The following is a 22165-nucleotide window of genomic DNA, read 5'->3' as shown; positions in this document are numbered from 1 at the left end:
CAAGTGCTCCCATCCTTGCCAGTCCCTGTCATACGATCTGGACGTTCTGTGACTGGACGCCCTGTCGGGCCGGCACCAACCTGCGCCGGCATCTGGGCCAGGCCTTTGGTGTCGGCGCCAGCGGCCTAGCCTTGACGCATGCATCTCGGCCTGGACTTCGGCACCACGCACACAGTCGTCGCCCACGCCGATCGCGGCAACTACCCAGTCGTGGCCTTCCTCGACGAAGACGGCGACGCCCGTGACCACTTCCCGTCCGTCGTCGCGGACGACGGCGGCACGCTGGTCTACGGCTTCGCCGCGCTGGAAGCGGCCCGACGCGGCATGCCGTCGGCCCGCTCATTCAAGCGCCTGCTCACCGAGCCTCGGATCACACCGGAGACGCTGATGCGCCTCGGTGACCGTGAGATGCCGCTCTTCGACGTGCTGACCGGGCACTTTTCGGCCGTGCTGGACGCGCTCCGGGCTGCGTCGAGCATCGAGGGCCGGCTAGACCGGACGGCCGCGCTCCGGGCGATGCTGGGCGTGCCGGCCCAAGCCAACAGCGCCCAGCGCTTCCTCACGCTGGAGGCGTGCCGACGCGCAGGGTTCGAGGTGGCCGGTCTGGTCAACGAGCCATCGGCCGCCAGCTTCGAGTTCGCGCACCGGCAGGCCCGCTCGATCACCTCCCGGCGCGACCTCGTCATCGTCTACGACCTCGGCGGCGGCACCTTCGACGCGTCGCTGCTGCGCCTGTCGGGCACCCACCACGAGGTGCTCGACTCCTTTGGCGTCAACCGACTCGGCGGGGACGACTTCGACGAGGCCCTCGCCACGGCTGCCATGCGGGCTGCCGGCCACGGGGCGACGGAGCTGTCCGAGGCGTCGTGGACGAGCCTGCTCGAGGAGTGCCGCGAGGCCAAGGAGCGCATCGGACCGCAGTCGCGCCGGGTTGCCGTCGAGGTGCCCGCACCCGATGGCCGGGCCAGCAGCGCGGTAACCGTTCCCGTCGACGACTTCTACGCCGCCGTGACCCCGCTTGTCGCGGCGACGACCGAGGCGATGGAGCCTCTGGTGCAGTCCCTGCGCTCGCCCGACGGGGAGGCTGACGAGCTGCATGGATTGGCCGGCATCTACATCGTCGGCGGCGCGAGCGGGCTGCCGCTGATCCCCCGGCTGCTGCGCTCAAGGTTCGGCCGCCGCGTGCACCGCTCGCCGATGCCGAGCGCCTCCACTGCCGTTGGTCTTGCCATCGCAGCCGACCCCGATTCGGCGTTCTCGCTGCGCGACCGGCTGTCGCGTGGCTTCGGCGTCTTCCGGGAGCGCGAGGGCGGGGCTGCCGTGTCCTTCGACCCGGTGCTGGACCGGTCGCTCCGTACCGCCGACGCGCTGAGCGAGCCAGGATCCGCCGAGCCGGTGGTGGTGACCCGCCGCTATCAGGCCGCTCACAACATCGGTTGGTTCCGCTTCGTGGAGTACTCCTCGGTCGACGACCAGGGCGAGCCCCGCGGAGACCTCACGCCAGTAGCCCAGATCGTCTTCCCGTTCGATCCCGAACTCCAGCGGACGGATCGCCGCACCGAGAGCGGCAACCCTGTCGATACGTCGCGGTTGCGCGAGGTGCCCATCGTCCGCTTCGAGGCCGGCCCGCTGCTCGAGGAGCGCTATACCGTCGACCCGGCCGGCATCATCGAGCTGTCCCTCACCGATCTCACGACCGGATACCGTCAAGAGCACGTGTTCCACGTCTGAGCCGGTCGGTCCAGACGAGAGGGACAGTCAATGCCGGTTCATGGCAGCGGGATCGTGTCGGCGACGACTTACCGACCTACCGCTCCCGGGCACCATTGGCCACCGTAACCACGACTCCGTGAGCCGAGCTCGGTAATTCCTTTGTAATCAGTCGCGATATCCGGTCCGAGCCCTTCTTGCATGCTGAGACGAGCGGCCACACCCTCTGACGCGCTGCGCCGGCGGCGGCGCCGGGCGATGGGTGACAGGATTCATTCGAGCTCGCCGACGTGAGGGTTTAGAGCAGGAGGCTTGCGCTGTGTCCGAAGGCCGTGTGGTGAGGCCGCGACGTCGCGGCGAGACGCTGCGGGGCGCGATTCTTGATGCGGCCTGGGTCGAGCTGCGTGAGCATGCCTGGTCGGGCTTCAGCATCGAGCGAGTCGCCGAGCGGGCCGGTACGGGCAAGGCCGCGATCTACAAGCGGTGGCCGAACAAGGCGACGCTGGTGCGGGAGGCGTCGGCACGGAAGGCCGTGCGCAGTGGCTCGGAGTGGGTGTCGACGGGATCGCTCCGCGAGGACCTGATTGCACATCTCGACAGCTCGGCGCGCTTCCTGGCTGGCCCTTTCGGGGAGTCGATACGCGGCCTCGTCAGCGAGCCGACTCTGCAGCGCGGCGAAGAGCTCGGTGACCATGGGCTCAACGGGCCCACCGTTGGGATCGTGGCCGCAATCGTGACGCGAGCTCGGGAGGAAGGGAGCCTCGGGCCCCGCCAGCCCGAGCCGTCCGTCCTGCACCTGGGCAACGCGCTTGTCGACTATCACTACCTGTTGAGCGGACGGGCCCCCACCCTTGATCTGGTGACCGAGATCGTTGACGCCATCTGGCTGCCCGCCCTCCGAGCGGCCTGCCACAGCTGACTCCAAGGACCGCGCCATGGATCCACGACGCATGGCTCGCCAAGCAGATAGAGAACGCAACGTTCTCTATTGACTGGGTTGGAGAGCCGCCCTACCGTTCCCGGTGACCGTTCACCTCCGGATCGACGATGGAGCCCACATGAACCAGCAGCCCGACGACTCCGCCCCTTCCCTGACCCGGCGGCATGCCCTGCTCGGCGGGGCGGCGGCCGCGGGGGCGGTCCTGAGTTCTGGCCTCTTCAGCTCCACCGCAGCTGCCGCGGCTGCCGCGCCTGGCGCGCCGGCCACGGGTCCGCGCGCCCTGGTGGACCTGACGCGAGGGACGTCGGCCTTCCCGCACGTGTGGGAGCGCGCCATCGCCGGGGACTGGGCCAAGCAGGCGCTTCGGCGCGACTACCAGGACCAGCTGTTCACGTGCCACGACGAGCTCGGCATCCAGTCCCTGCGCTTCCACGGCATCTTCAACACCTCCATGAGCACGGCCGACGCCACCTACAACGGCGGCCGCACCCGCAACCCGTCGTACACCCAGGACAACTACTCCTGGTTCAACATCACCCAGATCTACGACGCTCTGGTGGACCACGGCATGCACCCCTTCGTGGAGCTGAGCAGCATGCCCGAGTCACTGCAGGCGAGCGCGCCGCCCTTCCGCGGCCTCCTGTTCGACTTCAACCAGATGGCCCCCAAGGACTTCGCTGCCTGGGGGAACCTCGTCGGCGCTTTCGCCAAACACATGGTCGACCGCTACGGACTTGCCGAGGTCCGCACATGGCCCTTCGAGGTGTGGAACGAGCCGAACCTCTTCACGTTCTACGACGGCGACCAACAGTCGTACTTCAACCTCTACCGCGCCGCCGCCGAAGCCATCAAGAACGTCGACGCCTCCCTGCAGGTGGGTGGCCCGGCCACCTCCGCCGGCCAGTTCTCCTTCGGGCCGCCGCGCACACTCGGGACGCAGTACTACCGGGAGTTCATGCAGTGGGCGACAACCAACAATGTGCCGGTCGACTTCGGCACCGCCCACGGCTACGAGACCGACCGCGAAATCGGGCCAGAGGGGACCGCCAGCTTCTTCAGGCAGAACCGCGCCGACACCCCAGCGGGACTTCCGCTGTACATCACCGAGGTCAACGTGTCCTCGACGAACCACCCGAAGCTCGACACGTCCGAGGCGGCAGCCAGCTTCCTGCGTACCGTCGTCGAGACCGTCGGAGTCGTCGACGCCCTGGCCATCTGGACCTTCAGCGACATCTACGAGGAACTGACCCAGGCAGACAACCCGTTCCACGGCGGCTTCGGGCTGCAGACCATCCACGGGGTCAAGAAGCCGCTGTATCGGCTGCTGCAGATCCTGCACCACGTCGGTGACCGCCGGCTCCCCCTCGCTCTGACCGGGGCCCCGGCCACGGTGGGCGGCATCGCGGTGGCCAAGGACGACGGCGAGGTCGACGTCCTGCTGTACAACCATGCCCTCGCCGGCCCGAACCAGGCGCCCGCCGAAACCGCCACGCTCACCGTCAGCGTCAGCGGGGTCGCACCCGGCGCCAAGGCTCGAATCCAGTGCATCGACGAAGACCACACCAACCCATACCGCGAATGGCTGGACCTGGGCTCCCCCGAGTACCCCACCCGGCCCCAGCTGCGGGCACTCAACGACGCCAGCGAGCTCCACGAGCGCAACCTCGATCTCGACGGCAGCCGCGGCTCGCGAGAGGCCACCTTCACCATCACCCTGCCCGCAGAAGGCATCGCCGCCGTGCACATCGCCCAAGGAAGCCGCGCCTGACAGGCTCTGGGCTCCCCCTCCTTGCCGGCTCCGTGGACCACCCTCCGCAGGACGTGGCCGAACCGACGCCAACCTCCAGATGCCGGCTTCGCGTCGAGCCCTCGCGCCCAAAGGAACGTTTCGGGCGGGCGGCGAGTGCGCTCGTCCAGCCCGTGAGGCGGCCCGTTCCGCTCCGCGGGCCGGGCACCCTGCACAGCCGGATCGCTCGAGCCGAGGAGCTCACCGGGTTGGACCTCGACGTGGCAGACACTCGCGTGGCGCTGCGCCTGGCCCTGTCCACGCTTGTGGGTGAGTGAGGGTTGGCGCCCCTGATTCGCCTCCGGTCGCGCTGATCGGGAGCCTACCGCCTAAGAGTGCACTCCAGAGTGCACTATGCTGCACTCATGGATGATGACACGGCGGCGTTGGCGACGGCGATCGGCGAACGGGTCAGGCAGGAGCGCACCGCCCGGCAGTGGACGTTGGACCAGCTCGCGGCAGCCGCCGGGGTCAGCCGCCGGATGGTGGTCAACGTGGAGCAGGGCAGCGCCAACCCCAGCGTCGGGATCCTGCTACGGATCAGCGACGCGCTCGGCATCGGCTTGCCGTCGCTGGTCGACCTGCCCCGACCCCGACCGGTGAAGGTCACCCGACGCGGCGACGGCGCGATCTTGTGGGCCGGGGACCACGGTGGCCGCGGGATGCTTGTCGCGGGAACGGAACCACCGGACGTCGTGGAGCTGTGGGACTGGCTCCTGGGACCCTCCGACCGACACGTAAGCGAAGCCCACACGTCGGGCACCAAGGAGCTCCTCCAGGTCCACGAGGGCACGGTCGTGGTCGAGGTCGCGGAAACCTCGGTCGAGCTGGCCGCCGGTGACGCGCTCACCTTTCCCGGCGACGTCGCCCACTCCTACGCCAACCACGGCACGGAGGCGGCGAGGTTCTCGCTGGCGGTCTTCGAGCCCGGCGTCGGCTCCGGCCCCAGAGCCGAGGTGCCGCATGCCTGAGCTCACCGCCCTACGCACCGTCCTCGACGAGGCCCAGATCGACGACGCGGTGGGTGCCCTGCGGCCCGACTACCGCGTGATGCTCCTCGCCGTCGACGGCATCACGCCTGGCCCCAGCGACCGGTCCAGCGAGGCGCTGCTCCGGGCCGCGCAGGCCGCGGCCGTGACAGCACTGAGGGCCGGTCCCGTCGACCAGATTCCGCACGTGGCGGCGTGGCGCGAGGCCTACCGCGCGTTTGGGGCCAAGCCGCAGCGCACCCGCAACAGTCTCGAGGCTCTCCTGCGCCGGGCCCCGGACGGACTGCCACGCGTCAACCGCCCCACCGACGTGTACAACGCGATCTCGGTGCTGCACCAGATCCCGCTCGGCGGAGAGGACCTGACCCGGTACGCCGGGGCGCCACGACTGGTCCGCGCCACCGGCACCGAACCCTTCGACACCACCGCGGACGGTGCACCAGCCATCGAACACCCGGAGCCCGGGGAGGTCGTCTGGTGCGACGAGGTCGGCGTCACCTGCCGCCGCTGGAACTGGCGCCAGGCACGGCGCACCCAGCTCACCGACGACACCACCACGGCGCTGTTCATCCTGGACGCGCTGGCCCCGATGCCCTGCACGCGGCCGCCGACGACCTGCTCGCGCACCTGACCCCGCTCGGACCAAACGTCCACGGCGTACGCCGGGTCATCCATGCCAACGCCACCACGAACGCCACCACGAACGCCACCACGAACCCCACCACGAACCCCACCACGAACCCCACCACGAACGCCGAAGGACGCTGACATGCTCATCCACCCCTGGGACGCCGCGCTGGACCCTGCCGAGTGGCAGGACTGGCTCGCCTCCACCGAACGGTTCGGCGTGCTCGCGGTCAACAACCTCGACTCCGCCCAGGCCCCCGTCCTGGTCCCGACCCACTTCACCCTCGCCGGCGACGAGCAGGACGGCCGCGAGGGTCACGAGCTGCTCCTGCATCTGGCACGGCCGAACCCGGTCTGGCCGCACCTCGAGGCGGCCACCGAGGTCCGGCTCGCAGTGGTCGGCGACTACGCGTACATCCCCAGCCACTGGCGCGCCAAGGCCGGAGGCCCGGACGAGGACGGCGTGCCGACGAGCTACTACACCGCGCTGCAGTTCGTGTGCCGTCCCGTCGTCGTCGACGACCCCGAGGGCAAGGTCGCCATCCTGACCGCGCAGATGGGTGACCTCCAACCCGAAGGCGGTCACGCTGCGGTGGCCGTCGGCCAGGCGCCGTACGGCCGGATGCTGCCGGGGATCCGCGGCCTGCGGCTGCAGGTGCTGCAGGTCGACGCAAAGTTCAAGTACGACGACCACAACCCGATCGAACACCGCGAACGTGTCATCGACCAGCTCGAAGACCGCGGCCACGGACTCGACGCCACAGCGGCCGGGCAGCAGCGACGACGCCTGGCCGCCATCGGCGAATGGCGCCCCTCACGCAAGACCTCGTGATACCACCGTCCCCGCCGGTGGCTGAATGCCGCCGCCGATGCACGGATACGCCGCCGACAGGGCGGGCACCGGCGCTCCTGCGGTTGTCCTGCGTCGGATGGCCGCAGACGATTGCCTCATGGATGCCCCTGCGTATCGGATCTGGCCACCTGTTGCGCTGGGCGTCCCCCTGGTCGCCGGTCTCGTGATGACGGCGGCCGTCGGTGACCCGTTTGCCTTTGCAGGTCGTCCGACTCGAACGGCGGGGCTCGTGCTGGTGGGCGCGTTTCTCCTATGGAACGGATGGACGTTGTCGGTCATGGCGTCGAACCGAACGTCGATCCTGCCAGGCGGCGCGACGAGCGTGGTGCTCCAGTCGGGTCCATTCCGCCTCAGCCGCAACCCGCTGTACGTAGGACTGATCGCGTTGGATGCTGGCCTGGCGCTGCTGGCCGGATCGTTCTGGGCCTTGTTGTTCGTGCCGGTCGGGATCGCGTCATTGCTCTGGGGAGCGGTTCGGCCGGAGGAGCGCTACCTGGCAGGTAAGTTCGGCGCCGAATACGCGGCGTACCGCGCTCGGGTCCGCCGCTGGTTCTAGAAGCACGCGCACATGGCGAGCTGCGCTCGAGTTCGCCGCCAGAGTCGGGTCCTGCTTTCACACGTCGCCGAGACGTGATCGGTCGGCAAGGGGCTCAGACCCACCTCGACCGCCTGAGGCCGGGGCCGTGGCGCCCGAACGTCCCAACGGGTCACGAGTCCCGCGTAACGGTGGCGCACCGAGCCTCTGTCTCCCCACGGGGTCGCCGCAGGATCGGATGGCGTGCAGCCAGGCTGCGGCGAAGCAGTTCCGGACCTCACCCAAGCCCAATGCCTGACGAGGCAGTGCCGTGCGGGAGGACGCGAACATGGGTCGGGAGGAGTCGCGCAACCTGACCCGATCGCAGTGCAGTGCCCTCGGGCCCAGGCCCGGCCGGTGATGCGTCGAGTTCGGCTCTCAGCCGTGCCGGTCGAGAAACGCGGTGAGTTCCGCCCGGTACCGGGTTCGGTTGTCGCGGCGCACCGAGTGGCCCGCACCGGCCACGCGGACCGAGCGGAACTCGCCGGCCGCCACCTGAGCGCAGCGCGCGGCGTACTCGTCGGAGATCAGCGAGCCGCGTTCGGTGTCGCCGTGGATCAGCAGCACCGGGCAGGTGACCGCGGCCAGCACGTCGGTCAGCGGGGTCGCTCCCTGCTGCGGCTGGTCAAACAGGCGTGGGTTCAGCTGCGCCTTCGACACGGCCCACGGCTCGAGCTCGTCATCGGGCCAGTCGGGGTTCTCGGATCGGCAGTGCGCGATCCGGTCGGGCAGCTCCAGTGCTCGCGCGTCCGCGAGCCAGTTCGGCATGGACCGCGACCCACTCGGCCGGCCGGCACTCCGAGCTCCGGATGGCGGATCCTCCAGCACGAGCGCACGCACGACGCTCGGCTCGGCCGCAGCCAAGTGGGCGGCCGACATCGCGCCCATCGAATGGCCGACCACGACCACCCCGCCCTCGCGCGGCTGGCTCGACAGCACCAGCGCCGCATCGTCGTGGTATCCGCTATGACCGACCGGATTCTCGGGAAGCCCGGACTCGCCGTGCCCGCGCGCATCGATCGCGAGCGCCCGAATCCCAGGCACCTCCCGGAGCAGCGGCTCCCAGCACTGAGCAGAGTCGCTGAAGCCGTGCAGGAAGGCCACCTCGGCCACCGCCTCATCGGTCCGGTACCACGCCAGATGCGCCGTCCTGCCTCGTACGCCGAACATGGGACCCGACTCTAGTCCCAAGCCCGGACGCCGCATGGGCGGCGATCGGTCGTCGGTATGCCGGGCGTCGCGGTAGAAAGCCGTCCGGACGATGAGGTGTCCGGACGGCTTGCCTGGTCGTGAGGCGGCGTCACGCATGCGCGAAGACGCGCTCCACGAAGGTGCTCAGTCGCTTGTCGTCCAGGTGCTTCGCGAGATCGGCCTCACTGATCATGCCGACGAGCTGGTGATCCTCGATGACGGGCATCCGCTTGACCTGCTCCCGGCCCATCCTGTCCAGGATCTCGTCCATGTCCGTGTCGACGTCAACCCACGCGATGTGGCCTTGGGCAAGCTGGCCTGCCGTGCAGTCCTTGGCGTCCTTGCCCTCGGCGAGGCACTTCACGACGATGTCACGGTCGGTGATGATCCCGTGAAGCTTCTTGTCGTTGCCGCAGATCGGCAGAGACCCGACGTTCATGTCGCGCATCATCTGTGCGGCCTCAAACAGGGTCTGATCCTCGCCGATGCAGGTCGCACCGGCGTTCATGATGTCTCGAGCCGTCGTCATGTGTGCCTCCTCAGGCCGACTGGGTGGGAGGCGAGTGCGCCGGGAGCCAAAAGCGACGATGCCGATCCGGCGCGGTCGCCCAATCACCACTAGACACCCGCCACGCTGGGTCCGGCAAGTGGCGCGGGACGCGTCAGCGAAAGTGTGGCCGCGAAATCGCGACTGCCCGTCAGGCCTGCGAGGTCGAGACCTCAATCCCGCTGGAGGCGGGTCTGGTGACACGCGATCTCCAGTAGCAGGGCCCCCTCTACAGCTTCGACGACGGCCCCGCTGAGCGCCCGTGATTGTGCATCACATGCTTGGTGCGGGAGGAGTCATCGAGCGCGTACAGCGACAGGTCTCGGCCGTTGCCGGATCCCCTGAAGCCACCCCACCGGGGCGGCGCTCGTGCACGACGGCAAGCTGCTCGCGGTGGGGCGCAACCGGCGTGTACAGCAGGGCAGCGTCATCCGGCACGGCGAGACCGACTGCCTCGAGAACGCCGGCCGGCTGACCGCCAGGACGTACCGCGCAAGCGTGCTCTACACCACCCTCTCCCCCTGCTTGATGTGCGCGGGAACCGCACTGCTGTACCAGATTCCGCGCATCGTGGTCGGCGAGAACCGCAGCTTCGAGGCCTCGGAGGACCTGCTCCGGTCGCGTGGCGTCCAGGTGGACGTCTTGGACGACGCGGAGTGTCGCTCCCTCATGGACCGGATGATCGCGGAGAAGCCGGAACTCTGGAAGGAGGACATCGGCCTCGAGCCCTGAGAGCCGAGCCGGAACTGTCTGACGTGCGGGCCTCGCCGGGCACACTGGACGTATGGGCGTGTCGTCCCGGCCGAGCCGGCGCACCAACCTCGCGCTCCTCCTGCTGCTGGCGGGGGCTCTCGCGACCGGCTGGCTTGCCTTCGGGGTCGAGGGTGCGCCGCAGTCCCGGGCCGTGAGCGTGGTCCACGGCGTTCTGGGCCTCGGGATCCTCGTGCTATCCCCGTGGAAGACGGTGATCGTCCGACGGGGACTGCGCCGTCGACGCGGGCACGCTCTCGCGGTCGCGTTCGCCGTGGTTGTCGCCGTCAGTCTGCTGGCCGGGGTCGTGCACGCCGCGCTCGGTCCGCTCGAGGTTGCCGGAGTCAGCGCGCTCGACGTGCACGTCGCCTCCGCGGTCGCGGCCGTACCCCTCGCACTCTTCCATGTGGTCCATCGACGACAGCGGCCCCGTGCGACCGACCTGTCTCGGCGAACCGCGTTGAGAGCGATCGCCGTCGGCGGCACCGCGACCTTGGCGTACGGCGCGCTGGAGTCCGTCACGTCGGTAGCAGGTCTCCCAGGTGCACACCGTCGTGCGACCGGGTCCTACGAGATCGGGTCCGGCGTGCCCTCCGCGATGCCGGTCACGCAGTGGTTCACCGACGACGTGCCCCGCATCGACCTGGACACCTACGCACTGCTTGTCAGCCGACCCGGCCAGCCGACGCTGCGGCTCTCCTACGACGATCTGCTCGCGAGGGTCGGCCCGAACCAGTCGGCGGTCCTGGACTGCACGGGAGGCTGGTGGGCCGAGCAGGCTTGGCGCGGCGTCCGGCTCGACACGCTGCTCGGGATCCCGGACCACGGATCGATCGCTGTACGTTCGGTGACCGGCTACACCAGAAGGTTTCCACCCGACGACGCTGCGCAGCTGCTGCTCGCGACGCACGTCGGGGGTGTCCCGCTCTCGCCCGGCCACGGCGCGCCGGTCAGGCTGGTCGCCCCAGGACGGCGCGGCTTCTGGTGGGTCAAGTGGGTCGAACACGTGAGCGTCGAACCAGAGCCATGGTGGTCGCAGCCGCCGTTCCCCCTCCAGTGAGCCCACTTCCCTCCGCCCTGGAGGGGACGCCCCGAGTGAGGCCGATGATCGTGTCCGACGCTCACCACCGCCTTCATGCCCCTGGCTGCTCGCCGTCATCGCGGGGATAGTCATCGTCATCGTCACCCACGACCATCTCGTGCTGTTCGAGCCGGTCGACGGCATCAGCCGTGTCGTCGAGGGGTTCAAGGGTGTCGGCGAACAGGCCTTGCCCGGCGTCGGTCGTGGGCGCCGGATCGACGGGGATCTGCTGTTCCAGGCGGTCGGCTTCTGGAACGTCATCGCTGGGATCGGGTCGCTGCGCGGTCATCCTGCTCCGTCCCTCCTCATGGGCACAGATGCTTGATCCGGTCTTGTCACAGCATGTCACGAGTGCTATATGAAATCTATAGCGATCGCCATAGATCATGAGCCGCGGTCCATGGCCCACGCCAGACATCACGAGCTCGCGACGGAGGTGAAGAAAGTTCGTCTGAGGTCCGGAGAGCTCCCGGCCAGCGCGTTCGTCACGCACGCGTCTGACGTTCGTACGCGCGCGACGCCAGCGCCTTGACGGCGCCCAGTTCGCGCTGACCGGGTCCTCCACCCAGGACGGTGGCCGCCCCCTCGCGGTCTGGGAAGCCGCCCATCACCAGAGGTGATCATGACCATGGCCGTCGAACCGCGCGACCTCTATGCAGCCTTGGGGCTCAGCCGGGAAGCCACCCAGGACGAGATCAAGCGCGCCTACCGATCACTCGTGCGCCGGAACCACCCGGACACCAGCGGCCGCCAGGGAGCTGTGGACGGTACCGGTGCCGGTGAGACGCTCCGGCAGATCATCGACGCGTACGCGGTCCTCGGCGACACGCAGCGGCGAGCCGGCTACGACCGCAGCACCGCCGACACCACGGGCACGGAAAGCACCAGCGGGCCCGCTCGTCGGCAGGTGTCGGTTCACCGCCCAGCGCAACCGTGGATCCGGGTCGGTCCGGTGCTCTGGGACCCACGCGCCCGCCCACGCGCTCGAGCGCGTGGGGGCACCGACCCTGCGTGACAGCCCTCGATCGCAGAGGAGGCACAGCCTCGGGGCGCACGCACCTAGCCCCGGCCCTTCTCGTGCCCGGTGAGCCGGACGGGGAGATCGGCGAGGTCGCGGTCGATGCTGGCGATCACGTCAGGAGTGGGGCGCCGGCCGGACACCACGGCGGCCGAGCAGGCCATCGCGAGCGATCCGGAGCGTCGGGGCGACATGCCGGTGAGGATGCCGTAGAGCATCCCGGCAGTGGCTGCGTCACCAGCGCCGGTGGTGGTCGCCACGCGCTCCAGGACGTAGGGGCGCACCCACTCGCGCGCGTCCGCCCACGCGTGCGCGTCCGAGAAACCTCGGCCGGCGGCCCGCAGCCGGGCGCGACCCGCACCGCGCAGGAACACCCCCCGCGGGCCGGCGGTCACGGCGGCGACGGCTGCGCCCCAGTCGAGCAGCTGCTCGGCGAGCCGCTCGACTCCCGCGTCCTCGGTGGCGCCGGGCGCGGCCAGCTCGGGCAACGCCGAGGTGAGGTCTTCCACGCTGGGCGTGATGAGGTCGACCTGGTCCATAGACCCGCTGAGGACCTCCCGCCAGTCGAGCGACCCGGTCGGTGAGTGGCGGTCGATGACGGCGAGGTCCAACGACGTGGTGGCGCCCCGGGCGCGCAGCTGCCGCAGCATCTCACGCAACGGTGCTCCACCGTCTGCGACCAGTGTGGGGAGCAGGCTCGGGTAGCCCACATGCACGAGGTCGGGATCGTCGATGTCGCGCAGCTCGGTCCCGTCGAAGCGGGCGTTGCTCCCGACGTGGTGCCAGAAGGTGCGATCCGTGTGGGGGGTCTCGAAGACCAGGCTGTACGACGTGCGGCTGCCAGGGACGCGACGCAGGAACGGTGTCATGCCGGTCCGTCCGCTGATCGCGCGGCGGAGCAGCTCGCCGAGGTCGTCGTCCCCGACGGCCGCCACGACATCCACCGGGAGGCCGAGGTCGACGAGGTCGCCACCGGTATTGGCGACGCTGCCTCCGAGCCGGACCGACAGGGGACCCACCTCGAACAGGTGACCCGGGTCGATGTGCTCGTCGCCTGCCAGCCGAGGCGTCAGATCCACGCAGAGGTGGCCGGCAACGACGATGCGGCTCATGGCGCCTCCAGCGCGGTCGACCGATCTGCGTACGATACTCACCTCCACCACGACGGGGTAGTACGGCACGACGACTTCAACCGTCGAGGGCCACACAACGCACCCCGGCGTCGCAAGGGCTTCCCGAGACCCCTGGAGGGCTCATGAGTGACTGGTTGAGCGGTCGGAACAGCCTGGGCAAGATCCGGTCGCTGACGCGGATCGCGACTGCGGACGGGTTCATCGCCACTCTCGCGATCGACCACCCCGAGAACTATCTGGCGCTGCTCGACCCCGACTGGCGCCGGGTCACGTCCGCGGAGGTCACCCGCAGCAAGCTGGAGCTCATCGCAGCGGTGGCTCCGCACGCCAGCGCGCTGCTCGTGGACCCGCTGTGGTCGATGGCGCAGGGCATCGTCACCGGCGTCATCCCGGGCGACGTCGGGATCATCACCGGTATCGAGTCCCTCAGCTACAAGGCCGACGGCGGCTTCGGCACGAAGACGGCCGTGCGCGAGCACTGGACCGTCGAGAAGATCAAGACCCTGGGTGCCGACGGCGTGAAGATGGTCGTCTGGTGGCGACCCGATGCAGCCGACGCCGACGACATCCGCCGCACCGTCGAGAGTCTGGTGGCCGACTGCGACCAGCACCAGATCCCGCTCGTCGTCGAGCCGTTGTGGTACCCGGCGCAGGGCCAGGACCCGACCAGCGCGGCTGCCCGCGAGGAGAGGGTCGAGACGCTCGTCGGTGCGGCACGGGAGTTCGTGGGCCTCGGCATCGACGTCCTCAAGACCGAGTTCCCCGGCGACCTCCTCGAATCTCCCGAGGACAGCAGCGGTGAGGAGGCGGCGACACAGGCGGCTCGAGCCATCGACGCGGCCTGCGCCGGCACACCGTGGGTCCTGCTGTCCGGCTCGGGGACCTACGACGTCTTCCGCCGGCAGCTGGGGATCGTCTCGAGGGCCGGGGCATCCGGGTTCATGGCCGGCCGCGCGATCTGGACCGGCGCCGTGGGCGGGCCCGAGCGCGAGCGCCGCTCCGCAGCGGAACGTTGCGGGACGCGACTCGACGAGTGCCTCTCCATCGTGCGGGCAGAAGGCCGGCCGTGGCGGCAGCCCCCGCCCGTCGAGGAGGTCGGCGAGACCCTGACCGCGGGCTGGCACCAGGAGTACCTCAAGGCCCGGTGACGCCCGACGGCTGAGCCCGAACGGGCGAGGACCCCGGAAGCCGCGTGCCCATCCCCGTTCGGACGGGAACCATCGGAAAAGGACCCCCAACGGCGGCGAAAGTCGTCGCCGGTGGACGACGTCCACCCTTGGCGGCGACGTCAAGCAGTTCCACCACCATCAACGCTGGCTGACGAAGGCCACGATGTCGTGCGCGACGCGGCGGTCACTGGCGACCTGCAGGTGCCCCTTGCCCTCGTAGGCGATGAGGGTGCAGTCCGGGATGAGCCGGACGGTCTCCTCGACGATGTTCTGCGGAAAGAATCGGTCCCGGTCGCCACTGATCAGCACCACCGGCACCCGGATGTCCGGAAGCGCCCCGCGGGCGTCGAACGTCAGCTCCGACTCGGTCTCGACGAGCACGTCCGAAGTCGGGAACCTCTTCCCGGAGAACAGGCTGCGCGCGATGAGGGGACCCGCGAGCCGACGCAGCCAGCGGGTACCGTCGCCGGGCAGGGCGTACTCGGCGAACGCGGACCCGGCAGCGGCGAGATCGGAACGCGCCAGGGCGGCGAGGAGACGCCCGTCGACCTCCTTGCCCCATGCGCTGACCTCGGCTGCCGCCACGACGACGGCGAGCCGGTCGAGGCAGTCCCCCTGCCGTGCGGCCAGGTGCAGCGCGATCATCCCGCCGAAGCTCTCGCCCAGGACGAGGTCCACCCGGCCCCCGAGCTCGTCGACGATCATGGCGCCGACGTCGTCGGCCATGTCGGCGACCGTGTGTCCCCGCGGCTGGTGCCGGCGGCGCGTGACGTACCGGACGGCATACCCCGAGTCGACGAACGGGTCGAACCACCGCTGGGACGTGCGGGCCATCAAGCCGTCGGGGATCGAGCTGCCGGGCCCGCCCGGGAGGTAGAGCAGCGTCTTGGGCCCCGACCCCCACGTCGCGAAGTCCATCCCGTTCGCGAGGGTCCCTCGGCGTGCCTCCGGCCGAGCTGCCATGTCATTCACCGCCCTCGCCAGTCATCCCCAACCCACGGTCCCGCATCCGAGCGCAGCGGGAAAGGGCCGGGCCCCTTCGCCGCTGCCAAGTCCTCTACACCCAATCCGTGTATCAGGCTGACAGGTGCGGCCCTCCCTTGGACGATGGAAGAACATCCGGGGCGCGGGTGGCCGCGTCCCCGTCTCCAGGGAGCTGCGATGAGTACTCACGAGGCCGGCAAGTCCACCGAGAAGGAAGGCGGCAGGGACGTCGAGGTCGAGGTCATCGTCGAGCCCGACGTGCCGGGCGACGACCCCCGGCAGGGCGACCGAGGCATCGACGTGCGGGGTCCCGCCCAGAGCGTGCCGCTCGCCCGACGGTTCACCACGTTCACGGTCGACATGTGCACGCGCTTCGTGTGGAACGCCCTGGCGGCGCCGCGCCACTTCGGGCTCGACCACGCGCACGAGGCGTGGGAGCGAGCCAAGAACCGGCACACCGACATGGACGCGCCCGCCGGAGCACCGGTGTACTGGGGCGGCGGCAAGTTCGGTCACATCGCGTTGTCCGTCGGCGGCGGCAGGGTCCGTTCGACGGACTGGCCCGACAAGGGCGTGGTCGGCGAGGTGTCCATCGACAGGCTGACGCGCGCGTGGAACAAGCCGTACCGCGGCTGGTCGTCCGACTTCGCCGGCGTGCCGATCCCTGGCCTCGCGTCGGGGGCGTCGATCGCGGCCACCGGGGCCGCGGGGGGCGGCGCTGCCATCGACGACGAGGCGATCCGCCCGGGCAAGCGCAACGCGGCCGTCCGGCGCTTCAACAAGGCGTTGTGGGACTCGATGCCCGCCGACTATCGCGCGGCTCACCAGAAGGCGTGGATGAGCGAGGCGGCGGACCACTACGGTCCCGTCGCGCAGCAGGTCTGCTTCGACAAGTACCGCGCGCTCAACAAGAAGGACCCGAAGAAGTGGCCGCTGCCGACGAAGCCGGTCTGGCCGGGCCCCGGTCTGTTGCGTCACCTCGGGCTGCGCCCGGACTGAACGAGCCCGAACGCTTCAGAGGTAGAGGCCGGTCTGCCCGTCCTCGACGCGTTGGGCCGCCACGGCGTGGATGTCCCGCTCGCGCAGCAGGACGTAGTCCTTGCCGTGCAGCTCGACCTCGCCCCGGTCCTCGGGGTCGAAGAGCACGCGGTCGCCCAGCTGCACCTGGCGGACGTTGGCGCCCGTCGCCACGACCTCGGCCCACGCGAGTCGCTTGCCCACGGACGCCGTGGCGGGGATGAGGATGCCGCCACCGGAGCGCCGCTCCCCCTCGGACTCGAGGGAGACGAGGACGCGGTCGTGCAGCATCCGGACGGGGAGCTTGTCGGCCGACGAGGCGGCGGTCTTCTTGACCATGGCGCGGAGGGGTGCCGGTGGTGTCGCGGGGGTGCGGGCTCAGCGCCGGCGGCGCAGGAGCCCGATGGCGACCACGACGACGACGGCCGCGGCGACGACGGCCCCGATGCGCTCGATGCGCAGCTCACCGTCCTCGGTGTGGGTGGCGGCGTCGAGACGAAGGCGCAGGCCCTGGAGCTGGCGCTGCGCGATGACCTGCGGCTGGGCGCGGTAGGCCAGCTCGTTGACGGTGCCCTCGAGGCGCGCGCGGGCGGCCTGGATGTCCTGCTCGATCCGTGCGGTGTCGCTCATTGGCTTCCTTTCGGGGACGGTCAGACTCTAGTCGGCGATGGCGAGGTCGCGGCGGAGCTTGGCCACGTGGCCGGTCGCCTTGACGTTGTAGAACGCGTGGCTGACCTTGCCCTCCTCGTCGACGACGAAGGTCGAGCGGATGACACCCTCGACCGTCTTGCCGTAGAGCTTCTTCTCCCCCCAGGCGCCGTATGCCGTGTGGACCGCGAGGTCCTCGTCGCTCAGCAGGGGGAGGGTGAGGTGGTCGCGCTCGCGGAACTTCGCGAGCTTGGCGGGGGCGTCCTTGGAGATGCCGACGACCTCGTAGCCGTCCTTCTTCAGGGAGTCGAGCGACTCGCTGAAGTCGCAGGCCTGCTTCGTGCAGCCCGGGGTCATGGCCGCCGGGTAGAAGTAGACGATGACCTTGCGGCCGGCGAAGTCGGCGAGGCTGACGGTCGCGCCCGTGTCGTCGGTGAGGCTGAAGCCGGGGGCCCGGTCTCCGGGCTCGAGCTTGGACGTCACGATGTGCTCCTTCGTGGTCGGCGCGCGTGGACCAGCTGCGGCCCCTGGGGCCGGACGCGCACGAATCTCGCGCTGGACGAATGCTTTCGGGCATCGTATCGGTACGTCTCGTACCCGCCTCGGGCGCGTCACGAGCACGTCACCGGGAGGCCTGGGTGCGGACGGCGGGACTCGAACCCGCACACCTGAGGCACAGGAACCTAAATCCTGCGTGTCTACCAGTTCCACCACGTCCGCTCGGGGTGCGGGCCCCACTGTAGTCAGGGTCGGCACCACCGGCACGCAGCCACGGCACGGTGACGGCTAGCCTGCGCGCATGAGACGCACTGTCAGCACCGGGAGTCCGTGGGAGGGCGTGGTCGGCTACTCGCGCGCCGTCCGGGTGGGCGACGTGGTGCACGTGGCCGGGACGACCGCGATGCGCGACGGGACGGTCGTCGCCCCGGGTGACGCGTACGCCCAGGCGAGCGTGGCCCTCGGGATCATCGTCGCGGCCCTCGCCGAGTGCGGGGCCAGCCCGGCAGATGTCGTGCGCACCCGCATCTACGTCACCGACATCGGGGACTGGGAGGAGGTCGGTCGCGCGCACGGCGAGGTCTTCGCCGACGTGCGGCCGGCGTCGACGATGGTGCAGGTGGCCGCGCTCATCGACCCGGACCTGCTCGTCGAGATCGAGGCGGAGGCGATCGTCGACCCGGCGTCGCCCGCCGGCATCTGACGAGGTCGGGCCTCACTCGACCCGCACGTTGACGACGTGGATGCCGGTCGCTCCGTCGGGCGCGGGTGGCGCCTCCAGTGGCGACTGCACCTCCCCCGCTGCGTCGTAGGCGCGCACGCGGATGTCGTGGCTGCCCGGCGTCGCGTCCCACTCGTAGACCCACTGGCGCCACGTGTCGATGCTCGCGTCGACGGCGAGGCGCGCCTCCGTCCACGACTGCTGGTCGACCTGCACCTCGACCTTCGAGATGCCGGTGTGCTGGTGCCACGCGACGCCCGCGACGGCGACCGTGCCCGCCTTGACGACGGCACCGGCCCTGGGCACATCGATGCGTGAGGCCGTCTTGATCGGCCCGGTCGCCGACCAGCCGCGCGGCGTCCAGTAGGCGACGTCGTCGGCGTACGTCGTGACCTTGAGCTCGGTCACCCACTTCGTGGCGGACACGAAGCCGTAGAGCCCCGGCACGACGACCCGCACCGGGAAGCCGTGCTCGAAGGGCAACGGCTCACCGTTCATCCGGATGGCGAGGAGAGCGTTGCGGTCGTCGGTCAGCGCCGCGAGCGGCGTCGACGCCGTGAACCCGTCGATGCTCGTCTGCAGCACCATGTCCGCACCGGCCTTGGGCCCGGCCATCTTGAGCAGCTCGCGAACCGGCCAACCGGTCCACACAGCATTGCCGACGAGGTCGCCGCCCACCTCGTTGGACACGCACGTCAGCGTGACCGGCGCCTCCTGCATCTGCTTGCCCTGCAACGTCTTCCAGTCGATCTCGACCTCGCGGTCGACCATGCCGGTCACCGTGAGCCTCCACTCGTCGGCGTCGACGCGGGGCACCACGATGGCGGTGTCGATGCGGTAGAAGTCGGCGTTCGGGACGATGTACGGCGTGAGGCCCGGGATCTTGAGGTCCGCGCCGTCGGGGATGGCGAGCCTCGTGCCCTTGAGGGGCGTCGACTTGAGTGCGTCGCGCGACACCGTGGCCGCCGCGGAGTCACCCCCGAGGTAGCTGCCGACGTATGCCGCCACGGCACCGACCGCTCCCCCGAGGAGCCACCGACGTCCGGGGTTCGTGGCGCCCGGAGCGCGTGCTGCGGGTGCCGCGGCGCGGCTGAGGAACCACACGCCGCCGGCGGTCCCGAGCACGGTCGGCACGACGTCGAACGGGCCTGCGCCGGGTCGCGACAGCACGGCGGCCGCGCCGACGGCGCCGACGACCGCGAACACCACGAGGGCCGGGACGAGGCGCCGGGCCGCCAGCACGCCGATCGCCGCACACGCGAGCGCCAGCACGATGACGGTGCCGACCAGCAGGGCGCGCTTGTCGTTGGTGCCGAACGCCGCGATCGCGAAGTCCTTGAGCCACGGCGGGGTCCGGTCGATGAAGGCGCCGCTGACCGCGGCGATCGGCGCAGGCTGGCCCGATGACTGGCCGAGAGCCGTCAGGACGGAGGCGGCCAGCGTCGCGAGACCGACGGTGAGCAGCCCGGCCACGACCCCGTCGAGCGCTCCCCACCAGGCCGGGCGTCGGGCCGGGGGCGGGGTGGTCGATGGAACCGTGGCCGGGCTGGTCGTGGTCATGGCCTCAGGTGCTCCTTCAGATGTGGCACGAGTGCACGGAAGGCAAGCGCCCGGTGCGAGACGTGGTTCTTCTCGTCGGCGTCGTACTCCGCCAACGTGCGTTCGTCGCCGTCCGGCTGGTCGGACGGCACGAAGATCGGGTCGTAACCGAACCCGTTGGTGCCGCGCGGTTCGCGTGCGACGGTGCCCGGGAACCGGCCGAGCTCGGCGGCCGAGCGCCCGTCTGGAAGGACGAGGGCCGCCGCGCAGACGAACGCGGCCGCGCGGTGCTCGTCGCGGACGTCGCCGAGCTGGGCGAGGAGCAGCTCGAGGTTGGCGCGGTCACCGCGGCCGCCGGACCACCGGGCGCTGAAGATGCCGGGCGACCCACCCAGGACGTCGACCGCGAGCCCGGAGTCGTCCGCGAGCGCCGGCAGGCCGGTCGCCTGGGCGGCCGAGGCGGCCTTGAGGATGGCGTTCTGCTCGTACGTCACCCCGTCCTCGACGACATCCGGTGCGTCGGCGAAGCCGTCGAGCCCGACGATCTCGAGCCCGAGGTCGGCGCTGACGTCGGCGAGGATCTCGCGCAGCTCGTCGACCTTGTGCGCGTTGCGGGTGGCGAGGACGACCTTCGTCACAGGCTCGCCCCCTCACGCAGCGCGGCCCGCTGTCGGTCGGTGAGGTCGGCGCACCCCTTCGTCGCGAGGTCGAGCAGCTGTCCGAGCAGGTAACGGTCGAAGGGCTCGCCCTCGGCGGTGCCCTGGACCTCGATGAAGCGCCCGTCGCCGGTCATGACGACGTTCATGTCGGTACCGGCCGTCGCGTCCTCGGGGTAGTCGAGGTCGAGGACGGCCTGACCCCCCACGATGCCGACCGAGACCGCGGCGACCGAACCGGTGAGCGGCTGGGCGGTCTTGCCGATGAGGCCCTTGGCGCGGGCGTCCTCGATGGCGTCGGCGAGGGCGACGAAGGCGCCGGTGATCGCCGCGGTGCGGGTGCCGCCGTCGGCCTGCAGGACGTCGCAGTCGAGGACGATGGTGTTCTCGCCGAGTGCCTTGGTGTCGATGACGGCGCGAAGGCTGCGGCCGATGAGACGGCTGATCTCGTGGGTGCGCCCGCCGATGCGTCCCTTGACGCTCTCGCGGTCGGAGCGGGTGTTCGTCGCCCGCGGCAGCATCGCGTACTCGGCGGTGACCCACCCGGAGCCCTTGCCCTTGAGCCATCTCGGCACGCCCTCGGTGAACGATGCCGCGCAGAGCACGCGGGTGCGCCCGAACTCGACGAGGACGCTCCCCTCCGCGTGGTCGAGCCAGTTGCGCGTGATCCGCACCTCGCGGGTCTGGTCGGGGGCACGGCCGTCATGTCGGTCAGTCATGCCCACGAGGCTAGCCATGACTCAACGCTAGGCCTCAACCGCGTGGGCGACGACGGACCGGGGGCGACGTTCGTGGACCGTAAGGACGGGCCGGCCCGCCGCCGTACGTCGATGCCGACCTCCGGCCGCCGGGTGAAACTGCCCACTCGACGTGATGGTCGAGTGGGCACTTCCACCCGGCGCGGTCGGTATCCGCGCCCCGGGCTGTCACACCGTGTAGGTCGCGCCGGGGTCGGCGAGCTCGACCTCGCCCGGCCACACGGCCGCGGCCTGCTCGCGGCACACCTCCGGGTCGTTCCAGGCCGGGATGTGCGTGAGCATGAGGCGCCGCACTCCCCCGGCGCGGACGGCTGCCTCGGCGGCCCGGCGGCCGGACAGGTGGATGTCGGGGACCGTGTCTCGGCCGTCGACGAACGCAGAGTCGGCGAGCACGAGGTCTCCCCCCGTCATGAGCTCGGTGAGCGCGTCGCAGGTGTCGGTGTCGCCCGTGTAGACGAGGGTGCGGCCGTCGGCCTCGACGCGGAAGCCGTACGCCTCGATCGGGTGGTTGACGCGGACGGGCGTGATCGTGAAGGGCCCGACGGTGATCGCCTCGCGGTGCTGGAGGTCGTGGAAGTCGAAGACACCGAGGACGTCCTCGGTGTCCCCGCCGCCGTAGGCGCGCGCGAGGTGGGCACCCGTGCCGTGCGGGCCCCACACGGGCATCTGCTCACGACCCGGGCCACCCGGGACGTAGCGCATCATCACGTAGAGCCCGCACATGTCGATGCAGTGGTCGACGTGCAGGTGGCTGAGCAGCACGGCGTCGACGGCATACGGCTTGATGTGCCGCTGGAGGGAGCCGAGCGCGCCGCTGCCGAGGTCGAGGACGATGCTCCAGATGCGGCCCTCGTGCTCTGTGCGCACGAGGTAGGACGAGGCGGGCGAGCATGGCCCGGCGAAGGATCCCGAGCACCCGACGATCGTGACGTCCACGGTGTCGAGCCTAGGTGAGGGGGCCGACGCCGGCCGGGGA

General features: G+C 70.4%; 26 protein-coding genes and 1 tRNA gene. 14 read left to right on the top strand and 13 right to left on the bottom strand.

The genetic code is table 11. From position 1 onward, the window contains the following. The first annotated feature begins 138 nt into the window (after positions 1 to 138). From ACFQU3_RS05780 to ACFQU3_RS05745, 8 genes are all read left to right on the top strand, one after another. A complete protein-coding gene (locus tag ACFQU3_RS05780) occupies positions 139 to 1731 on the top strand; it encodes an Hsp70 family protein (protein WP_385907666.1) in 1593 nt (530 codons plus the stop codon). A gap of 298 nt (positions 1732 to 2029) precedes the next feature. Next, positions 2030 to 2629, top strand: a complete 600-nt coding sequence (locus ACFQU3_RS05775; RefSeq protein WP_385907664.1) for a TetR/AcrR family transcriptional regulator — start codon at positions 2030 to 2032, stop codon at positions 2627 to 2629. A gap of 139 nt (positions 2630 to 2768) precedes the next feature. Further along, the gene (locus ACFQU3_RS05770; RefSeq protein WP_385907662.1) at positions 2769 to 4418 is read left to right on the top strand and encodes a glycosyl hydrolase; all 1650 of its coding nucleotides are present in this window, start codon (positions 2769 to 2771) and stop codon (positions 4416 to 4418) included. A 32-nt stretch (positions 4419 to 4450) separates the two neighbouring features. Next, complete coding sequence (locus ACFQU3_RS05765; protein WP_385907660.1) at positions 4451 to 4714, top strand: helix-turn-helix domain-containing protein; 264 nt, start codon at positions 4451 to 4453, stop codon at positions 4712 to 4714. Between the two features lie 87 nt (positions 4715 to 4801). Beyond that, positions 4802 to 5407, top strand: a complete 606-nt coding sequence (locus tag ACFQU3_RS05760; RefSeq protein WP_385907658.1) for a helix-turn-helix domain-containing protein — start codon at positions 4802 to 4804, stop codon at positions 5405 to 5407. Further along, positions 5400 to 6056, top strand: coding sequence for a B3/4 domain-containing protein (locus tag ACFQU3_RS05755; protein WP_385907656.1), 657 nt, complete (start codon positions 5400 to 5402; stop codon positions 6054 to 6056). Before ACFQU3_RS05760 ends, ACFQU3_RS05755 begins: the two co-directional genes overlap by 8 nt. Positions 6057 to 6194: 138 nt before the next feature. Further along, a complete protein-coding gene (locus tag ACFQU3_RS05750; RefSeq protein ID WP_385907655.1) occupies positions 6195 to 6884 on the top strand; it encodes an FMN-binding negative transcriptional regulator in 690 nt (229 codons plus the stop codon). Positions 6885 to 7002: 118 nt separating this feature from the next. Next, positions 7003 to 7461: a methyltransferase family protein gene (locus ACFQU3_RS05745; RefSeq protein ID WP_385907653.1), complete on the top strand. Its 459-nt coding sequence runs from the start codon at positions 7003 to 7005 to the stop codon at positions 7459 to 7461. A gap of 396 nt (positions 7462 to 7857) precedes the next feature. On the opposite strand, the gene ACFQU3_RS05740 is transcribed toward ACFQU3_RS05745, so the two are convergent. Together ACFQU3_RS05740 and ACFQU3_RS05735 are read right to left on the bottom strand one after the other, a co-directional pair. After that, the gene (locus ACFQU3_RS05740) at positions 7858 to 8649 is read right to left on the bottom strand and encodes an alpha/beta fold hydrolase (protein ID WP_385907651.1); all 792 of its coding nucleotides are present in this window, start codon (positions 8647 to 8649) and stop codon (positions 7858 to 7860) included. Between the two features lie 130 nt (positions 8650 to 8779). Continuing rightward, positions 8780 to 9178, bottom strand: a complete 399-nt coding sequence (locus ACFQU3_RS05735) for a CBS domain-containing protein (RefSeq protein ID WP_385907649.1) — start codon at positions 9176 to 9178, stop codon at positions 8780 to 8782. 408 nt (positions 9179 to 9586) lie between these two features. Here ACFQU3_RS05735 and ACFQU3_RS05730 point away from each other — a divergent pair, with 408 nt between their 5' ends. Further along, entirely contained in the window at positions 9587 to 9949 is a 363-nt protein-coding gene (locus ACFQU3_RS05730) for a nucleoside deaminase (protein WP_385907647.1), read from the top strand. 52 nt (positions 9950 to 10001) lie between these two features. Then, positions 10002 to 11027 carry a molybdopterin-dependent oxidoreductase gene (locus ACFQU3_RS05725; RefSeq protein ID WP_385907646.1) on the top strand — a complete coding sequence of 342 codons (1026 nt, stop codon included), beginning with the start codon at positions 10002 to 10004 and terminating at the stop codon, positions 11025 to 11027. A gap of 73 nt (positions 11028 to 11100) precedes the next feature. On the opposite strand, the gene ACFQU3_RS05720 is transcribed toward ACFQU3_RS05725, so the two are convergent. Then, positions 11101 to 11337, bottom strand: coding sequence for a hypothetical protein (locus ACFQU3_RS05720; protein WP_385907645.1), 237 nt, complete (start codon positions 11335 to 11337; stop codon positions 11101 to 11103). A gap of 339 nt (positions 11338 to 11676) precedes the next feature. Between ACFQU3_RS05720 and ACFQU3_RS05715 the strand changes: the two genes are divergently transcribed. Continuing rightward, the gene (locus tag ACFQU3_RS05715) at positions 11677 to 12063 is read left to right on the top strand and encodes a J domain-containing protein (protein WP_385907642.1); all 387 of its coding nucleotides are present in this window, start codon (positions 11677 to 11679) and stop codon (positions 12061 to 12063) included. Positions 12064 to 12107: 44 nt separating this feature from the next. Here the strand turns inward: ACFQU3_RS05715 and ACFQU3_RS05710 are convergent, their stop codons facing one another. After that, on the bottom strand, positions 12108 to 13178 hold the full coding sequence (locus ACFQU3_RS05710; RefSeq protein ID WP_385907640.1) for a carbohydrate kinase family protein: 1071 nt from the start codon (positions 13176 to 13178) through the stop codon (positions 12108 to 12110). A gap of 143 nt (positions 13179 to 13321) precedes the next feature. Between ACFQU3_RS05710 and ACFQU3_RS05705 the strand changes: the two genes are divergently transcribed. Then, complete coding sequence (locus ACFQU3_RS05705) at positions 13322 to 14347, top strand: tagatose 1,6-diphosphate aldolase (protein ID WP_385907638.1); 1026 nt, start codon at positions 13322 to 13324, stop codon at positions 14345 to 14347. Positions 14348 to 14506: 159 nt separating this feature from the next. Here the strand turns inward: ACFQU3_RS05705 and ACFQU3_RS05700 are convergent, their stop codons facing one another. Next, positions 14507 to 15331 carry an alpha/beta fold hydrolase gene (locus tag ACFQU3_RS05700; RefSeq protein WP_385907636.1) on the bottom strand — a complete coding sequence of 275 codons (825 nt, stop codon included), beginning with the start codon at positions 15329 to 15331 and terminating at the stop codon, positions 14507 to 14509. 198 nt (positions 15332 to 15529) lie between these two features. Here ACFQU3_RS05700 and ACFQU3_RS05695 point away from each other — a divergent pair, with 198 nt between their 5' ends. Then, positions 15530 to 16351, top strand: coding sequence for a hypothetical protein (locus ACFQU3_RS05695; protein ID WP_385907634.1), 822 nt, complete (start codon positions 15530 to 15532; stop codon positions 16349 to 16351). 15 nt (positions 16352 to 16366) lie between these two features. On the opposite strand, the gene ACFQU3_RS05690 is transcribed toward ACFQU3_RS05695, so the two are convergent. From ACFQU3_RS05690 to ACFQU3_RS05675, 4 genes are all read right to left on the bottom strand, one after another. Continuing rightward, positions 16367 to 16708 carry a GroES family chaperonin gene (locus ACFQU3_RS05690; RefSeq protein ID WP_385907633.1) on the bottom strand — a complete coding sequence of 114 codons (342 nt, stop codon included), beginning with the start codon at positions 16706 to 16708 and terminating at the stop codon, positions 16367 to 16369. A gap of 39 nt (positions 16709 to 16747) precedes the next feature. After that, on the bottom strand, positions 16748 to 16999 hold the full coding sequence (locus ACFQU3_RS05685) for a DUF3618 domain-containing protein (protein WP_385907631.1): 252 nt from the start codon (positions 16997 to 16999) through the stop codon (positions 16748 to 16750). 27 nt (positions 17000 to 17026) lie between these two features. Further along, positions 17027 to 17500 (bottom strand): thioredoxin-dependent thiol peroxidase, encoded by a 474-nt coding sequence (gene bcp / locus ACFQU3_RS05680; protein WP_385907629.1) that lies wholly within the window; start codon positions 17498 to 17500, stop codon positions 17027 to 17029. A 156-nt stretch (positions 17501 to 17656) separates the two neighbouring features. Next, positions 17657 to 17737, bottom strand: a tRNA-Leu gene (locus ACFQU3_RS05675). A gap of 79 nt (positions 17738 to 17816) precedes the next feature. On the opposite strand from ACFQU3_RS05675, the gene ACFQU3_RS05670 reads away from it, so the two are divergent. After that, positions 17817 to 18218 (top strand): RidA family protein, encoded by a 402-nt coding sequence (locus ACFQU3_RS05670; RefSeq protein ID WP_385907627.1) that lies wholly within the window; start codon positions 17817 to 17819, stop codon positions 18216 to 18218. Between the two features lie 12 nt (positions 18219 to 18230). Here ACFQU3_RS05670 and ACFQU3_RS05665 read toward each other — a convergent pair whose 3' ends face one another. The 4 genes from ACFQU3_RS05665 to ACFQU3_RS05650 form a co-directional block, all read right to left on the bottom strand. After that, positions 18231 to 19796, bottom strand: a complete 1566-nt coding sequence (locus tag ACFQU3_RS05665; protein WP_385907625.1) for a molybdopterin-dependent oxidoreductase — start codon at positions 19794 to 19796, stop codon at positions 18231 to 18233. Beyond that, the gene (rdgB, locus tag ACFQU3_RS05660) at positions 19793 to 20413 is read right to left on the bottom strand and encodes an RdgB/HAM1 family non-canonical purine NTP pyrophosphatase (RefSeq protein WP_385907623.1); all 621 of its coding nucleotides are present in this window, start codon (positions 20411 to 20413) and stop codon (positions 19793 to 19795) included. The genes ACFQU3_RS05665 and rdgB overlap by 4 nt, the downstream gene beginning before the upstream one ends. Continuing rightward, positions 20410 to 21150, bottom strand: a complete 741-nt coding sequence (rph, locus tag ACFQU3_RS05655; RefSeq protein WP_385907621.1) for a ribonuclease PH — start codon at positions 21148 to 21150, stop codon at positions 20410 to 20412. Before rph ends, rdgB begins: the two co-directional genes overlap by 4 nt. 207 nt (positions 21151 to 21357) lie before the next feature. After that, positions 21358 to 22125, bottom strand: coding sequence for an MBL fold metallo-hydrolase (locus ACFQU3_RS05650; protein WP_385907619.1), 768 nt, complete (start codon positions 22123 to 22125; stop codon positions 21358 to 21360). Between the last annotated feature and the right edge of the window lie 40 nt (positions 22126 to 22165).

This window comes from Terrabacter sp. GCM10028922, assembly GCF_042666095.1.
Classification (GTDB): Bacteria; Actinomycetota; Actinomycetes; order Actinomycetales; family Dermatophilaceae; genus Terrabacter.
The sequence above is the reverse complement of the archived record's forward strand: the minus strand, read 5'-3'. Positions and strand labels throughout refer to the sequence as shown.

Bases quoted from the DNA above. Each gene is read 5' to 3' on its own strand.
- ACFQU3_RS05780 (WP_385907666.1), top strand. From the start codon at position 139: ATGCATCTCGGCCTGGACTTCGGCACCACGCACACAGTCGTCGCCCAC.
- ACFQU3_RS05770 (WP_385907662.1), top strand. From the start codon at position 2,769: ATGAACCAGCAGCCCGACGACTCCGCCCCTTCCCTGACCCGGCGGCAT.
- ACFQU3_RS05760 (WP_385907658.1), top strand. From the start codon at position 4,802: ATGGATGATGACACGGCGGCGTTGGCGACGGCGATCGGCGAACGGGTC.
- ACFQU3_RS05755 (WP_385907656.1), top strand. From the start codon at position 5,400: ATGCCTGAGCTCACCGCCCTACGCACCGTCCTCGACGAGGCCCAGATC.
- ACFQU3_RS05750 (WP_385907655.1), top strand. From the start codon at position 6,195: ATGCTCATCCACCCCTGGGACGCCGCGCTGGACCCTGCCGAGTGGCAG.
- ACFQU3_RS05745 (WP_385907653.1), top strand. From the start codon at position 7,003: ATGGATGCCCCTGCGTATCGGATCTGGCCACCTGTTGCGCTGGGCGTC.
- ACFQU3_RS05740 (WP_385907651.1), bottom strand. From the start codon at position 8,649: ATGTTCGGCGTACGAGGCAGGACGGCGCATCTGGCGTGGTACCGGACC.
- ACFQU3_RS05735 (WP_385907649.1), bottom strand. From the start codon at position 9,178: ATGAACGCCGGTGCGACCTGCATCGGCGAGGATCAGACCCTGTTTGAG.
- ACFQU3_RS05725 (WP_385907646.1), top strand. From the start codon at position 10,002: ATGGGCGTGTCGTCCCGGCCGAGCCGGCGCACCAACCTCGCGCTCCTC.
- ACFQU3_RS05720 (WP_385907645.1), bottom strand. From the start codon at position 11,337: ATGACCGCGCAGCGACCCGATCCCAGCGATGACGTTCCAGAAGCCGAC.
- ACFQU3_RS05715 (WP_385907642.1), top strand. From the start codon at position 11,677: ATGGCCGTCGAACCGCGCGACCTCTATGCAGCCTTGGGGCTCAGCCGG.
- ACFQU3_RS05710 (WP_385907640.1), bottom strand. From the start codon at position 13,178: ATGAGCCGCATCGTCGTTGCCGGCCACCTCTGCGTGGATCTGACGCCT.
- ACFQU3_RS05705 (WP_385907638.1), top strand. From the start codon at position 13,322: ATGAGTGACTGGTTGAGCGGTCGGAACAGCCTGGGCAAGATCCGGTCG.
- ACFQU3_RS05700 (WP_385907636.1), bottom strand. From the start codon at position 15,331: ATGGCAGCTCGGCCGGAGGCACGCCGAGGGACCCTCGCGAACGGGATG.
- ACFQU3_RS05695 (WP_385907634.1), top strand. From the start codon at position 15,530: ATGAGTACTCACGAGGCCGGCAAGTCCACCGAGAAGGAAGGCGGCAGG.
- ACFQU3_RS05690 (WP_385907633.1), bottom strand. From the start codon at position 16,708: ATGGTCAAGAAGACCGCCGCCTCGTCGGCCGACAAGCTCCCCGTCCGG.
- ACFQU3_RS05685 (WP_385907631.1), bottom strand. From the start codon at position 16,999: ATGAGCGACACCGCACGGATCGAGCAGGACATCCAGGCCGCCCGCGCG.
- ACFQU3_RS05670 (WP_385907627.1), top strand. From the start codon at position 17,817: ATGAGACGCACTGTCAGCACCGGGAGTCCGTGGGAGGGCGTGGTCGGC.
- ACFQU3_RS05665 (WP_385907625.1), bottom strand. From the start codon at position 19,796: ATGACCACGACCAGCCCGGCCACGGTTCCATCGACCACCCCGCCCCCG.
- rph (WP_385907621.1), bottom strand. From the start codon at position 21,150: ATGACTGACCGACATGACGGCCGTGCCCCCGACCAGACCCGCGAGGTG.